Source organism: Microvirga medicaginis, assembly GCF_052658925.1.
Genome location: NZ_JBQWEL010000009.1, coordinates 126,758 through 141,953 on the forward strand (window position 1 = coordinate 126,758; position 15,196 = coordinate 141,953).

Consider the following 15,196-nt stretch of genomic DNA (forward strand, 5'->3'; position numbering starts at 1 on the left):
TTTGCCTCATTCCTAAAGCCAGCTCCATTCCCCTGAATGGTCTAGGCCGATTGCGCTATGCAGGTGACGGAGAGGTCATGCAGGCGATCACTTCCCGAACCACCTGGGCGGCATGGCACACGTTTTTCAGAGGCACGGAAATGTCGTTGCCCGCTCCACATTCGCGCTCGAGAGCTGTGCAGGACTCGGCCAGATCCGAGAAACCCAAAAGGGCTGCTTGGGAGGTTATGGCATGGGCAGTCCTTGCAATGTGGCGACGATCTGTCCCCGCGAACATATCGCTGGCGAAGGTTGCGGCCAACTGCTCGTCAAGCCGCATGAGCCATTGAAGGACCCGGTCTGCACCAATCGTGTTCTTGAAATCGACAAAGTGTTTTTCCTGAAAGACGCTCAGCCCTCCTGAGCGCGCATCGGAATGGAAGTCCGCTCCCCCCGCGGTATCGGGAAGCCATTCCCTCATTTTTCGGAAAAGATCATCGCGCCGAATAGGCTTGCCGATATGATCATTGAACCCGGCACCCATAAAGTCGCGCACCTGCTGCGGCAGGACATTCGCCGTCATGGCAGCAACGAAAACCTGACTGGAGGAGTGATCGAGGCGGCGGATTTCACGGATGGCCGTCATTCCATCCATTCCCGGCATCTGGATATCCATCAGCACCAGATCGTAGGTTGTGGTCTGGACAGCTGCGACTGCCTCCTCCCCATTGGAGACGGCGTCGATGACGTGCCCCGCGGATTCAAGCAGGGTCTGCACCAACTCCCGGTTGATATCGACATCCTCGACGATGAGGATACGGGCCGATTTGGCGGCCCGAGGCAAGCCAGCTTCAGTCGCGAGTGGCAGTTGCATCTCCGTGTGAGGTAATGCCAGCTCGATCCAGAAGGTTGACCCCTTGCCCTGCTCACTGTCCACGCCGATCTGGCCGCCCATCAGTTCGACCAAGCGCTTGGAAATGGCAAGCCCCAGCCCCGTGCCACCGAACTCGCGGCGAATGGATGGGTCGCCTTGAGAGAAGCGCTTGAAGAGACGGCTATGCTGCTCTGGTGCGATGCCGATTCCTGTGTCGGTCACGGAAATGCGGATCACATCCCCCGCCTCGGAAACTCCTTTGCTCTCCAGGCGCGTCGTGATTTGCCCTTCGCGCGTAAACTTCACGGCGTTGTTCAGGAGATTGAGCAGGACTTGGCGCAGGCGCGCCTCATCGCCCAGAACCATTTTCGGAACATTTGGATCACATTCGATCCAGATCGGCACGCCTTTCTTGCCGGCGCCGCTGCTTACAATCGAAACCGTGTTGTCGACGAGTGAGACGAGCGAGAATGGCTCGATCCGCAATTTGATCTGATCGGCCTCGATGCTGGAGAAATCGAGAATATCATTGGCAACCGTCAGCAGGGCGGAAGCGGACACCTGGATAAGGTCCGCATAGCGCCTCTGCTTTGCGCTGAGCCTCTCATCCAGCAATTGTTCCGTATAGCCGATGATGCCGTTCAAGGGCGTTCGGATCTCATGGCTCATCGAAGCCAAGAAGTTTGTTTTTGCCTGGCCGGCGATATTGGCCTGGCTGAGAGCTTTCTCCGCCACATCCTTGGCCGCCACCAGTTCCTTCTCTCGATCGGCAACGGCCTGAGCCATCCTGTTGAAGGCGCGTTCGAGAATGCGAACCTCACCTGCCCCTTTGTACGGTGAGCGCACATTGAAGCGTCCGTGCTCAAGCGCCTCTGCCGTCTGAACCAAGCTCCGCAAAGGTCTCAGGATCAACCCTTCGACACCGAGCAAGCCGAGGAGAAGAGAGCCGCTGACGATCACAATGACCAGAAAAATCCTGTAACGCAGCGTCTCATCGATCGGGCCGATCACCGATGCCCTGTTCAAACCGATCGCGAGTATGGCCTCGGTCCCCGGCAGGGTTCGAAACACGAACAGCCGGGAGGTCCCCATAAGGTCCGCTGCCTCCGCATTGCCTTGCGGGGTAGCAAGGGCCTTCTGCACGACGTCGTAGCCCTGAAGGTTCCGGCCAACAAGGTCCTTTCTAGGGGGATAATGAGCGACAAGAGTGCCGTTACGATCGATCACGAGCATGTTGACGTCGAGATCAGGACCGAACTGGGTGAGAGAGTGCTCATCCAGCAGGCTAGGCCGCACATCAGCAGAGATCATGCCCTTGATCCGGCCGTTCTGGAGGATCGGCACTGCCGCTGTCATGTTGAGATTACCGTTCGTCGGGTCGACAGCAAGCTCACTCAATGCAAATCGCTCGCCATTGAGAATACGGCGGAAGAATTCACGCTTCGCGAAGTTCGGCGCCGTGGCATCGGCATGGGTACTGCAGATTTCATTACCGCTCGGGTCTAAGACCCGAACTGCGCTCATCCAACGATACATGCTCAGATGACGTTGCAGGGTTGCTTCGCACGTCCTCCTGTCGGATTGGAGCGCCTCTGCCTCGCTCATGAAACCCAATGCCGTGCTCGCCGCACTAATAATATGGCTCTGGCTATCGACGGAGTAGGAAATCAGAATTTCAGCGCGCTCCCGCGTTGCCTTCATCGCGAGCTTTCGCTCATCGCCCGCGAATTGGACGAGAGCGGCGGTCAGCGGCGCCAGAGCTGCGATCCCAATCAGCAGGAAGCGCCAGAGAAGACTATCCCGGTGCAGGCGGAGCAGCTTTGCCCCTGCTCGCATTATTCTGACTCTGTAGGCGAGCCCCATCGCGACGCACTTCTATTGAATTACATGCCGCTCATCAGCTTGCGACGGCGGTTCGGATAAGGGCGTGCGCCGGCAACTGCCGCTGCGGCGCGGTTGTTCACGCCGAAGTAGCGGAAGATCGCTGCCATATGGATCTTGACCGTTCCCTCTCCGAGGCCGAGAGCCAAGGCGATCTCCTTGTTGGTCTTGCCCTGTACCAGAAGATCGAGCACGTCTTGCTGGCGTGGCGTCAGAGGGCTGATGGGTTCACCATGCTCCGGTTCTGGCTCGGGCGCTGACGGCTCGGTCTTTTCTGCAGCCTTCTGCGGTTCTTCTTCCGTCGCATCCACAGGCGTGCCGGAAATATCCGCCAAGCAGGGAGGCACATAGATCCCCCCATCGAAAATGGTTTGAAGGGCAGCAGCAAGATCCGTAATGCTCAGGCTCTTGAGCATGTAACCATGCACTCCCGCCTCAAGAGCCAGGAGGATATTGCGGCGATTGCTGGATGCTGAAATAACGGCGACCCGCGTATCGGGAAAGCATTCCCGAACCGTGCGCAGGTTTGTGGGCGTTCTCATGCCCGGCATGGAAAGGTCGAACAGCGCCACCCCAATGTTCGGATGCTCGCCCAGTCGCTCCAGAGCCTCATCCAAAGAACCTGCCTCGATGATCTCTGAGAAACCGAACTGCCGAATAAGAATTGCACCCACGGCCATTCGGAAATACGCATCATCATCGGCAATAAGGCCGATGCGCGCAGGCGCCCCCATTATTATTCCCCCCTTCAAAGCACATGTCTGATCGACAAGGATAGGACAGAAGTCAATTCTTATTGTTTACACGGTTCAACTTGCCGCACTCTTAATGGAAGAACAGCATGATACACCGTTCCGTATAAATAAAGCAATGACAACATTGTTCTTTGAAGATTTCCGCACATCCAGCAGAACTATTTCAGACGCCACGCTCAACGATTACGTAATTACATTTATAATCATAGAGCTGGTGTGAACAGGGTTTGTCTTCGCGCTCTAAGCAGGAACACAGATAGGTATAGACAGGAAAACTACGGCTCCCCAAGGTTATAAGCGTATCTGGGACACTGGCACGGTTCGTGCTATTATTACACACGACAAAGTGCATATATATTTTGCGAAATTGCAAAATATGAGCGCCGCAGAAGTGGCGACATCTGCCAACCCGTAGAAAAACAAGCGCGCCCCTGCAACTTGACCTGCATAAACGCAAACTTTTTCAACCAGAAGGAACCGCGCGGCCTGAAGACCGCGCGGCAATGCTATCCGAAAACAACCCATAGGCCTGCCAAAGTAACGGCCACGCCTGAAATGCGCGACGCTTGGCTTTGTCTAGTTGGGCCGGCACCCATAGCAAGGCCAAAGAGGTGCAGGGCAAGGCTCGCAAGAGCAAAGCCCGTGCTATAGGCGAGAGCGCTGCTTCCTCCGGGAAACTCGATGCCGTGCGCATAGCCGTGGAAGAGAGCAAAGGACCCCACAAACACCATCGCTGCGGCCGGATGCCAGGAGCGCCCCCATGCCATCAGTGCTCCAAGGACAATGACAGAGGCAGCAATGCCAGTCTCTACGGCAGGAATGCTCACTCCCATCATCCCCACCGCTCCGCCGACGAGCATCATGGCAATGAAGCCTGCAGGGACAGCCCAGATCGCTCGACTGCCCAGAAAGGCGGCGAACAGGCCAACGCTGACCATGGCAAGGATATGATCCAGACCTGTGAACGGATGTCCGAAGCCGGCTGCGAAACCGGAGATGAGGTGCTGACCCGTATGGGCCAAGGCCGGAGTGGCGCTGGCCACTACACCGATTGCCAGAATTGAACGCATCAATCTCATCGAAATCCTCCTCTTACGCAGCCGCAGCCAAGCCGCCGGCTTGCTCGATGAACTTCGCGATGGCATCGACCCCGACACCTTCACGAATATTGCTGAACACATAAGGACGCTGGCGACGCATGCGCTTTGTGTCCTCCTCCATGATAGCGAGATCTGCACCGACATACGGTGCCAGATCGATCTTGTTGACGACGAGCAGATCCGAGCGGGTGATGCCGGGACCGCCTTTGCGCGGGATCTTCTCTCCACCCGCCACATCGATGACATAGATCGTGAGATCGGCCAGTTCAGGTGAGAAGGTCGCTGCGAGATTGTCGCCCCCGGACTCCACCAGAACGATATCGAGAGCCGGAAAACGCTTTCGCATCGTGGCGATGGCAGCCAGGTTGATGGATGCGTCCTCACGAATAGCCGTATGCGGGCAACCGCCCGTCTCGACACCCATGATGCGTTCGACCGGAAGAGCACCTGCGACTGTCAGAAGGCGCGCATCCTCTTTGGTGTAGATGTCGTTGGTGATGGCGCAGATATCGTAGCGCTCACGGAAGGTTTTGCAGAGCGCTTCCATCAATGCCGTCTTGCCGGAGCCGACAGGCCCACCGATACCGACGCGAAGGGGTCCCGTTTGAAAATTCATGAGCGGAAGAGCCTCGTATATTGATTTTCGTGATGGAAGGAGCCGAGATCGGCACGGAAGGTCGCGCTGCCGATATCATCGAGCGACAGATCAAGAACCTGGTGCGCTACATCCTGGACAATGGCGGCCAATGATGCGCAGGCACGAATGCCCGCGGTCTGGCCAATCGGCGCCAGCCTGATGGCAGCGGAAACGAGAGCCTGAACCAGCCCAAAGAGATAAGCAGCTGCGGCAGTGGTCAAAGGGATTTCATGAGCTGCCGTGGCCATGCCGATGGTGACAGGAAAAGCGACGTCGCCTTCCAGCGGTATCAACAGAGGAGAAGGCCATGCTGCAAACGTCGCATCCAGAAAGCTCCGCCCCTGCTGGCTCGTCTCAAGATAGAGCTCGGCCGACGGTGAGAGAGCAAGCGCGAGTTCGTTGACCTCTTCGAGAGCAGCAGCATCGCCTGATCTCACCGCACCATGGGCATGACAGAGCAGAATTGCATCATTGCGTCCCTGCCCCAATGTCAGAAAGTCGCCAAGCCAGGCAACGAGCGTTTCCTCGTTCGTGACGTCTCCTGCCTCCACTGCCCATTCCAGAGTATGGGAATAGGCATAGCAGCCCACGGGATAGGATGGCGACAGCCAGGCAAAAAGCGGCAGGATCGCCATTGCCTCACGATCAATCTTCTGAAGCGGCCTGCGATCATCCATGGGCATGTCCATGATGCTGGTGCTCCGAATGAACGCCGTGGTCATGATAAGCCCCGCGCACGGGGCAAAAGGGACGCTCGACGATATCGACCCGAGCCCCAAGACCGCGCAGCATGTCGACCAGCACATGATCATAGCCGATAAAGATCGCGTCCCGCGTGATCTCCGCGGGTACGTGCCGGTTTCCGATATGCCAAGCCAGCGTCAGGAGTTCGAGAGGATCGTCTGTCCTGATCTCGACGAGACGCTCGGAAGCAGCCTTCACCTCGACCAGCCATCCTGTCTCCAGGCAGATGGCATCGCCGTCCTCCAGCACGTCTGCCTTGGCGAGATCGAGCAGAAAGCTGGTGCCGCCATCGGCATTCAGCACGATGCGGCGGCGGTGGCGATCCCCATGGTCAAGAGTGATCACATCGACGATGCGGTCGGTGTCAACGTTCTCGCGGCGAATGATGGATATGGCGCGGATCATGTCAGAACAGGAAATAGCGTTGGGCCATGGGGAGGATCTTTGCGGGCTCGCAGACCAGCAACTCGCCATCGGCGCGGACGTCGTAGGTTTCGGGATCGACCTCGATCACAGGCGTGGCGTCGTTGAGCACCATGTCCTTCTTGCCGATGCCGCTGCGAACGTTCTCGACCGCGACGAGCTTCTTTTGAACGGAAAGCCTGGATGCCAGCTCATTCTCTACGGCCGCTTTTGAGACGAAGGTCAGCGATGTCGTGGCGAGCGCCCGCCCATAGGCTCCGAACATGGGCCGGTAATGCACGGGTTGCGGAGTCGGGATCGAGGCATTGGGATCTCCCATGAGCGCAGCCGCGATCGCCCCCCCTTTCAGAACGAGATCTGGCTTCACGCCGAAAAAGGCGGGTGTCCAGACCACGAGATCGGCGAGCTTTCCGACTTCGACTGAGCCGATATGCTTGGAGACGCCATGCGCAATGGCCGGATTGATCGTATATTTCGCGATGTAGCGGCGCGCGCGAAGATTATCGTTTTCGCCTGTTTCTCCCGGCAGCTTGCCTCGTTGCACCTTCATCTTGTGAGCCGTTTGCCAGGTGCGAATGATGACCTCTCCGACGCGGCCCATGGCTTGGCTGTCGGATGACATCATGGACAGCGCCCCGATATCGTGAAGAATATCCTCCGCCGCAATGGTCTCCTTGCGGATGCGGCTCTCGGCAAAGGCCAGATCTTCCGGAATCGAGGGTGAAAGGTGATGGCAGACCATGAGCATGTCGAGATGCTCGTCGATCGTGTTCACCGTGTAGGGACGCGTCGGGTTGGTGGAGGACGGCAGCACGTTGGGCAGCCCTGCCACCTTGATGATATCCGGCGCGTGTCCACCGCCTGCACCTTCCGTGTGGAAGGCATGGATAGTGCGTCCCTTGAAAGCCGCAATCGTATCCTCGACGAAGCCTGACTCATTCAGGGTATCCGTGTGGATCATTACCTGCACGTCATAGGCATCGGCCACCGAGAGGCAGCAATCGATAGCGGCAGGCGTGGTCCCCCAGTCCTCGTGCAGCTTGAGAGCGCAGGCGCCAGCCTGGATCATTTCCTCCAGCGCACCCGGCTGCGAGGCATTGCCCTTGCCGGTGAAGGCCAGGTTCATCGGGAAAGCATCCGCCGCCTCGATCATGCGCGCGATATGCCAGGGGCCGGGCGTACAGGTGGTGGCGAAGGTGCCAGTCGCCGGTCCCGTGCCGCCGCCAAGCATCGTAGTGATCCCCGACATGAGCGCCTCTTCGATCTGCTGCGGGCAGATAAAGTGAATGTGGGAATCGAAGCCGCCCGCCGTGATGATCTTGCCCTCGCCTGCAATGATCTCCGTGCCTGGACCGATAATGATATCGACGTTGGGCTGCACATCCGGATTGCCGGCCTTGCCGATAGCGGCGACGCGCCCATCCTTGATCCCGATATCGGCCTTCACCACGCCCCAGTGATCAAGGATCACCGCATTGGTGATGACAGTATCGACGGCTCCCTCGGCCCGTGTCGTCTGCGACTGTCCCATTCCGTCGCGGATGACTTTGCCGCCGCCGAATTTCACCTCCTCGCCGTAGGTTGTGAAATCCTTTTCAACCTCGATCATGAGAGAGGTGTCGGCAAGACGGATCTTATCTCCCTTGGTCGGGCCAAACATATCGGCATAGGCTGCGCGCGGGAGAGAGGAAGGCTTTCTCGTATTCGACATCAGAGCGCTCCCATCACGCTTTGGCGGAAGCCATAGACCTCGCGCTTGCCGGAAAGCGGGACCAACACCACCTCCCGTGTCGCTCCAGGCTCGAAGCGCACCGCCGTGCCTGGCGCGATATCGAGCCGCATGCCGCGTGCTTTCTCCCGGTCAAAGGACAAAGCCGGGTTCGTTTCATAGAAATGATAATGGCTCCCGACCTGAATCGGCCGGTCACCCGTATTGGCGACTGTCAGTGCGATACGCTCGACCCCTTCATTGAACACGATCTCGCCAGCTCGCGCCTTCACCTCGCCCGGCACATCCACTGAGGCGGCGCCGCGGATCGGGTGATGAACGGTGACAAGCTTCGTTCCATCCGGAAACGTGGCTTCGACCTGCACGTCATGAATCATCTCAGCGACGCCTTCCATGACCTGATCGGCGGTGATGACATGGGCGCCAGCCTCCATCAGCTCCGCAACGGATCTTCCATCACGGGCTCCCTCCACCACCGTATCCGCAATAAGTGCGATGGCTTCCGGATGGTTGAGCTTGACGCCGCGCTCAAGGCGCTTGCGTGCGACGATAGCGGCCATCGCAATGAGGAGTTTGTCTTTTTCACGGGGTGTGAGTTGCATGAGGCTATCCTAGCTGAGCCAGACACGCGGCAGAGGCGCGCCGCGGAATGCGAGGAGAAATGGGATAGTCGCGCCGTGCAGCGCTTCGATGCTCATCGCGCAGAACCGCACGGCCAGCAGCCCGTTCCAGGCGCTGGCGGCAGTCTCACAGCCATTTCCAGAAGAAAGATGCTCGCGAGCAGAGTCGACACGGGACTCGGCCTCCGGTGAGATATGGATCAAGGTTGCGAAAGCACGAGCACCGTTGCCGATACTCGGCCTTTCCAGCAGATCTGCGATGGGGCCGTCCAACCGTAACGTATCGGCGTAAACCAAGCGTCGCCCGCGACGAATACGCCAGCGATCTTCAAACAGGCCATCGGTAATATGCTCGGCGCGCGCTTCACGGCCGAACACAACGGCCTCGAATAAAGTCAGATGCGCATCCTCTTCGATTGTCGCATCGAGCCGACGGACCAAGCGTGCTTTATCGAACAGAAGGGTCTCCTGCGGGAGCCAATCGAGGCGCGCCCCGGAATGCACATTCAGCGATACGGCCAGTTCCGCAACAGGCCCGTCAGAACGGTAAACCTTCTCCGCTGCCGGTGTCGCTACCGTGATAGCCGCTCTAGGTCCCGCCTCAATGTCGATAGTGAAACGGTCGCCGCAAGCGATACCGCCTGCGGTATTCACGAGAACGGCATCGAGACCGGCCCCCTCACCCTTTGGGATCCGAATGCGCATGGAACCGCTTTCCTCAATGCGCATCGGGCGCGTGGATCCATTCAACCCCGCCGCACTGAATGCGACACGTCCGAAGGCGCGCTGACGCTGAGGAGCGGTCACCTGTGAAGCGCCGTCAAATGGCCAAGCGTTGACGTACATCGTCGCCCTCAAGCGCCTGACGATCGCCCTTCTGAACGATCTCGCCACGCTCCATGACCACGAAGCGGTCAGCCAAATCTCGAGCAAAATCGAAGTATTGCTCAACCAGCAGAATGGCCATGTCCTTCCGCTCACGCAAGTAGGCAATCGCCCGCCCAATGTCCTTGATGATCGAAGGCTGAATGCCCTCCGTCGGCTCATCGAGCACGAGGAGTCGAGGCCGTGTCACGAGCGCTCTGCCGATCGCGAGCTGCTGCTGCTGTCCGCCGGAAAGGTCTCCGCCACGCCGGTTCAGCATGGATTTGAGAACGGGGAAGAGCTCAAACACCTCATCTGGGATCCGGCGTTCCGAGCGCTTCAAGGGCGCAAAGCCGGTTTCCAGGTTCTCTCGAACCGTCAGCAGTGGGAAAATCTCTCGCCCCTGTGGAACGTAGGCAATGCCTAAAGCTGCGCGTTCGAACGGCTGCAGACGAGCAATGTCCTTGCCATCGAAGCGGATCGTCCCGTCCGAAATCGGCCGGTGTCCAGCGATGGCCCGCAAAAGAGATGTCTTTCCGACACCGTTACGGCCAAGAATGCAGGTGACCTCACTCACAGCGGCGTCAACGGATACCCCGCGCAAGGCTTGGGCCGCGCCGTAGAATAAGGACAGTTTCTCAACTGAAAGCATCGTCATCGGCCCAGATAAACCTCAACCACGCGCTCGTTTTCGCTGACCGCATCGAGCGACCCTTCCGCGAGCACGGAGCCCTCGTGAAGACACGTGACCTTGACATCAAGATCGCGCACGAAGGTCATGTCATGCTCTACCACAACAACCGCTTTCGTTTTGGCAATGTCACGCAGGAGTTCGGCTGTATCGGCGGTCTCCTGGTCGGTCATACCAGCGGCAGGCTCGTCGATCAGCAAGAGCTTAGGTTCCTGCGCCAGCAGCATCCCGATCTCGAGCCACTGCTTCTGGCCGTGGGACAGTTCACCTGCCTTGCGATGACGATAGGCAGTCAGGCGAATGCGTTCGAGCAGAGCCTCAATTCTCTCCCTCTCCTGCGCCGTGCGCCGTGAGAGCAGCATCGAGAAAGGCCCGCGCTTGCCCTTGATCGCGAGAAGAAGATTGTCCTCGACAGAATGCATCTCGAACACGGTCGGCGTCTGGAACTTGCGTCCGATGCCGAGTTCAGCGATGGCCGCTTCATCCAGAGCCGTCAGGTCATGAGATCCTTCGAAGAGCGCAGTCCCTTCATTGGGCCTCGTCTTTCCCGTGATCACATCCATCATCGTCGTCTTGCCCGCTCCATTGGGACCGATAATGGCGCGCATCTCCGCATGGTCGATGGCAAGAGACAGTGAATTCAACGCCCGAAAGCCATCGAAGGAGACCGTAACATTGTCGAGATAAAGAAGGGCCGGCGTAACGGGTGCGCTCATGGTTCTACTCTGCCGCCTGAGATACTGCTTCGGGAGAAGGCTTTGATCCGAGCCTTTGCCGTGCGCTCCCCCACAGCCCCTGCCCCGCACCGAGAATGCCGCGAGGCATGAACAGCGTGACAAAGACGAAGAGGCCGCCCAGGGCGAACAGCCAGAACTCCGGAAGCGCCCCCGTGAACCAAGTCTTGCCGGCATTCACGACCAGTGCACCCAGAATAGCACCAGCCAGCGTTCCGCGCCCGCCAACGGCCACCCAAATAACGAGTTCGATGGAGTTCGCAGGAGCGAACTCGCTCGGGTTGATGATGCCGACCTGTGGCACATAGAGCGCGCCGGCTATGCCTGCGAGCATTGCGGAGATCGTAAAGACAGCCAGCTTGTAATGCTCAACCCTGTAACCTAGGAATCGTGTTCGGCTCTCAGCGTCGCGGACTGCCACGAGCACCTTGCCGAATTTGGAACTGACGAGCCAGCGACACAGCAGATACCCTGCTCCCAGTGCAGCGACGGACGACACGAACAGGACAAGACGCGTCGAGGCGGATTGTAGAGGAAAACCCAGAATGTCCTTGAAATCGGTCAGACCGTTATTCCCGCCGAAGCCCATGTCATTGCGGAAGAAGGCCAGCATCAGCGCATAGGTCATCGCCTGCGTGATGATGGAGAGATAGACGCCTGTGACGCGAGAGCGGAAGGCAAGCCAGCCGAAGATGAAGGCGAGAATGCCAGGAACCAGCAGCACCATGAGCATCGCGAATGGAAAGACGTCAAAGCCATACCAGAACCAGGGAAGCCCCTTCCAGTTCAGGAAAACCATGAAATCCGGCAGGACAGGATGAGCATAAACGCCACGAGATCCGATCTGACGCATAAGGTACATGCCCATGGCGTATCCGCCGAGCGCAAAGAAGGCGCCGTGCCCCAGTGAAAGGATGCCGCAAAAGCCCCAGATCAGGTCGACAGAGAGCGCCAGAAGAGCAAAGCAGATGTATTTTCCAAGCAGCGGAACAAGATGGTCAGGCAGATGCAGAGCGGAACCCGGGGCAGCCAGTCCGTTCAGGACCGGCACCAGAACAGCCGCCACAGCCAGAAGGGATAAGACGATGACGGACTGCCTATCGAGCACGGATTGAGCCTTCATGCTTCCACCGCCCTGCCTTTCAGCGCAAACAATCCGCGCGGACGTCTCTGGATGAAAAGGATGATCGCGATGAGAAGCACGATCTTGCCGAGGACAGCGCCTGCATAAGGCTCGAGCATCTTGTTCGCGATACCAAGCGTCATGGCGCCGACCAGAGTGCCCCAGAGATTTCCGACGCCGCCGAACACGACAACCATGAAGCTGTCGATGATATATCCCTGCCCAAGATTGGGACTGACATTGTCGATCTGCGACAGGGCAACACCGGCGATACCGGCCACGCCGGAGCCCAAGCCGAAGGCAAGCGCATCGATGCGATTGGTTCGGATCCCCATGGAACCCGCCATGCGCCGGTTCTGCGTGACGGCCCGGACGTAAAGGCCGAGCGACGTATAGCGCATGACGAGGAGAAGAACGGTCAAGACCGAGAAGGCAAAAACTACAATGGCGATGCGGTTGTAGGTCAGGCTCAGCCCACCGATTTCAAGCGCGCCACTCATCCAGCCCGGTGTACCGACTTCACGGTTAGTCGGACCGAAGATGGTTCGCACTCCCTGCTGCAGAATGAGCGACAGACCCCATGTCGCGAGCAGGGTTTCCAGCGGTCGTCCATACAAAAAGCGGATCACTCCGCGCTCGATCAGAATGCCCACAGACCCGGCAACAAGGAAGGCAAGCGGCAATGCGATAAACAGAGAGGCATCGAAGAGGCCTGGTGCATGGGCACGGATCAGTTCCTGCACCACGAAAGTCATGTAGGCCCCGATCATGACCATCTCGCCATGGGCCATGTTGATCACGCCCATGGTTCCAAAGGTGATGGCAAGCCCGATCGCGGCCAGAAGCAGGACCGATCCAAGGGAAATGCCGTACCAGACATTCTGAAGCGCATTCCAGAACGCCAAGCGCGTCTGAATGCCCTCTGCGGCGGCGCCTGCAGCTTTGACGAGCTCTGGCGACGCACCGGCGGGCAATGTGGTGAGGAGAGCAAGAGCCTCCTGGTCGCCGCGCGCGCCCAGGATCGCGATGGCTGCTCTCTTGTCCGCAATCGAAGCGTCGGACTTGCTTAAGATGATCGCAGCGCGTGCACTCTCCAACGCATCTCGCACATGGACATCGCTCTCCTGAGCGATGGCACGTTCGAGCACCGATAAGGCGGCGACATCCCGAGAGCGGAAAACAGCGCGAGCTGCATTGAGACGGGTTGCCGGATCGGCGCTGAGCAGCGTAAGGCTGCCCAAAGCCGCCTCAATGGCACGCCGAACACGGTTGTTCACCCGAACCGGCTTGAGGCTTCCTCCCGGATTTGCCGCCTGCCCTGTTGCGGCATCAACAAGGGTGCCCGAAGTCTCTTTCAGATAGACCTGCCCAGCCCCGACCAGGAGACGGCCGTCCCGCAGCGCCTCGACAACGATTAGAGCCCGGGCGTGACCGCTGCCTGCGATTGCTGAAAGAGCAGCCTCCGTATCCGCATAGCTGTCAGCGGCAAATTTCGGCAGTGCCTCCTCATAGGGGCCTGCCATGGCACTGGCAACCATACCGATCAGCAGAACAAAGGCCGGCCAAACATTGCGCAAGCTGGACATGAATCGAACTTCGAAAATGGAAAAGGATGAGAGCGGCCATACAGTCGCTCTCTGCTCACCTAGTTAGGCACCGCACTTCTTGGTGACGGTGTTGTAATTGCCGCATTTGAGCGTCTTCCAATCGGCGATTAGGTCCTTCGATCCTTCGAGGTACTTCGACCAGGCTTCGCCAGGCACGAGTGAATCCGTCTGCGAGACGGTTTCGAACTGACCGTCTTCCTTGATCTCGCCGATGAGAACCGGTTTCGTGATGTGGTGGTTCGGCAGCATCTCGGATACGCCGCCGGTCAGGTTCGGAACCTGCACGCCGACGATCGCATCGATCACCTTGTCCGGATCGGTCGTGCCGGCCTTCTCAACCGCCTTCACCCACATGTTGAAGCCGATCACGTGAGCTTCCATGGGATCGTTGGTGACGCGCTTCTCGTTCTTGGTGAAGGTCTTCCACTTCTCGATGAAAGCCTTGTTCTCAGGCGTATCAACCGACTGGAAGTAATTCCATGCGGCCAGGTGGCCGACGAGAGGTTTCGTGTCGATGCCGGCGAGTTCTTCCTCACCGACGGAGAAGGCGATGACGGGAATGTCCGTAGCCTTAATGCCCTGGTTGGCGAGCTCCTTATAGAAGGGTACATTGGCATCGCCGTTGATCGTGGAGACCACGGCCGTCTTCTTGCCTGCCGAGCCGAATTTCTTGATGTCCGCGACGATCGTCTGCCAATCGGAGTGACCGAACGGCGTGTAGTTGATCATGATGTCCTCAGGTTTGACGCCCTTGGATTTCAGATAAGCCTCGAGAATCTTGTTCGTGGTTCGCGGGTAGACATAGTCGGTACCGGCGAGCACCCAGCGCTCCACCTTTTCTTCCTTGGCGAGGTAATCGACGGCAGGAATGGCCTGCTGGTTCGGCGCGGCGCCTGTGTAGAACACGTTGCGCTCACTCTCCTCACCTTCATATTGAACGGGATAGAACAGGATATTGTTGAGTTCCTTGAAGACTGGCAGAACGGACTTGCGCGACACTGAGGTCCAGCAGCCGAAAACGGCGGCGACCTTGTCTTGGCTGATCAGCTGACGGGCTTTCTCCGCAAAAAGTGGCCAATCGGAAGCTGGATCGACCACCACAGCCTCGAGCTTCTTGCCCAACAGGCCGCCTTTCTTGTTCTGCTCTTCGACGAGCATCAGCATGGCATCCTTCAGCGTGGTCTCGCTGATCGCCATGGTGCCTGACAAGGAATGAAGAATGCCAACCTTGATCGTTTCCTGTGCCTGTGCGGCTCCCGCCATCGCGCCCGAAACCAGTGCGGCCGAAGCCAGCGCGATCAGGCGTCTACGTGTCATCTTCAACATCGACATGGTCCTCTCCCTCGCCTGCCCTGTTTGAGGTGCAGCACGGGATCACAAGCAATAACCATGCCAATATGAGCTTTAAGGCGGATCGAGCCCTTCAAGGGTTCAA

14 protein-coding genes are annotated in these 15,196 nt (G+C 58.4%); all 14 read right to left on the reverse strand.

From position 1 onward, the window contains the following. Positions 1–55 precede the first annotated feature (55 nt). Positions 56–2,689, reverse strand: a complete 2,634-nt coding sequence (locus tag ACUXUR_RS13600; RefSeq protein WP_445502897.1) for a hybrid sensor histidine kinase/response regulator — start codon at positions 2,687–2,689, stop codon at positions 56–58. Positions 2,690–2,736: 47 nt separating this feature from the next. Further along, complete coding sequence (locus ACUXUR_RS13605) at positions 2,737–3,468, reverse strand: LuxR C-terminal-related transcriptional regulator (protein ID WP_445502898.1); 732 nt, start codon at positions 3,466–3,468, stop codon at positions 2,737–2,739. A 527-nt stretch (positions 3,469–3,995) separates the two neighbouring features. Continuing rightward, a complete protein-coding gene (locus ACUXUR_RS13610) occupies positions 3,996–4,568 on the reverse strand; it encodes a HupE/UreJ family protein (protein ID WP_445502899.1) in 573 nt (190 codons plus the stop codon). 13 nt (positions 4,569–4,581) lie between these two features. Further along, entirely contained in the window at positions 4,582–5,205 is a 624-nt protein-coding gene (gene ureG, locus ACUXUR_RS13615) for an urease accessory protein UreG (RefSeq protein WP_445502900.1), read from the reverse strand. Further along, on the reverse strand, positions 5,202–5,948 hold the full coding sequence (locus ACUXUR_RS13620; RefSeq protein ID WP_445502901.1) for an urease accessory protein UreF: 747 nt from the start codon (positions 5,946–5,948) through the stop codon (positions 5,202–5,204). The genes ureG and ACUXUR_RS13620 overlap by 4 nt, the downstream gene beginning before the upstream one ends. Next, positions 5,896–6,375 carry an urease accessory protein UreE gene (locus ACUXUR_RS13625; RefSeq protein WP_445502902.1) on the reverse strand — a complete coding sequence of 160 codons (480 nt, stop codon included), beginning with the start codon at positions 6,373–6,375 and terminating at the stop codon, positions 5,896–5,898. The genes ACUXUR_RS13620 and ACUXUR_RS13625 overlap by 53 nt, the downstream gene beginning before the upstream one ends. Position 6,376: 1 nt before the next feature. Beyond that, complete coding sequence (ureC, locus tag ACUXUR_RS13630; protein ID WP_445502903.1) at positions 6,377–8,104, reverse strand: urease subunit alpha; 1,728 nt, start codon at positions 8,102–8,104, stop codon at positions 6,377–6,379. Further along, positions 8,104–8,724, reverse strand: coding sequence for an urease subunit gamma (locus ACUXUR_RS13635; RefSeq protein ID WP_445502904.1), 621 nt, complete (start codon positions 8,722–8,724; stop codon positions 8,104–8,106). Before ACUXUR_RS13635 ends, ureC begins: the two co-directional genes overlap by 1 nt. A gap of 9 nt (positions 8,725–8,733) precedes the next feature. Next, entirely contained in the window at positions 8,734–9,588 is an 855-nt protein-coding gene (locus ACUXUR_RS13640) for an urease accessory protein UreD (RefSeq protein WP_445502905.1), read from the reverse strand. Then, the gene (gene urtE / locus ACUXUR_RS13645) at positions 9,563–10,258 is read right to left on the reverse strand and encodes an urea ABC transporter ATP-binding subunit UrtE (protein WP_445502955.1); all 696 of its coding nucleotides are present in this window, start codon (positions 10,256–10,258) and stop codon (positions 9,563–9,565) included. Before urtE ends, ACUXUR_RS13640 begins: the two co-directional genes overlap by 26 nt. 2 nt (positions 10,259–10,260) lie before the next feature. Then, positions 10,261–11,013 (reverse strand): urea ABC transporter ATP-binding protein UrtD, encoded by a 753-nt coding sequence (urtD, locus tag ACUXUR_RS13650; protein WP_445502906.1) that lies wholly within the window; start codon positions 11,011–11,013, stop codon positions 10,261–10,263. A gap of 4 nt (positions 11,014–11,017) precedes the next feature. Continuing rightward, positions 11,018–12,154: an urea ABC transporter permease subunit UrtC gene (gene urtC / locus ACUXUR_RS13655; RefSeq protein ID WP_445502907.1), complete on the reverse strand. Its 1,137-nt coding sequence runs from the start codon at positions 12,152–12,154 to the stop codon at positions 11,018–11,020. Next, on the reverse strand, positions 12,151–13,740 hold the full coding sequence (gene urtB / locus ACUXUR_RS13660) for an urea ABC transporter permease subunit UrtB (protein ID WP_445502908.1): 1,590 nt from the start codon (positions 13,738–13,740) through the stop codon (positions 12,151–12,153). Before urtB ends, urtC begins: the two co-directional genes overlap by 4 nt. A 63-nt stretch (positions 13,741–13,803) precedes the next feature. Then, the gene (gene urtA, locus ACUXUR_RS13665; RefSeq protein WP_445502956.1) at positions 13,804–15,087 is read right to left on the reverse strand and encodes an urea ABC transporter substrate-binding protein; all 1,284 of its coding nucleotides are present in this window, start codon (positions 15,085–15,087) and stop codon (positions 13,804–13,806) included. Between the last annotated feature and the right edge of the window lie 109 nt (positions 15,088–15,196).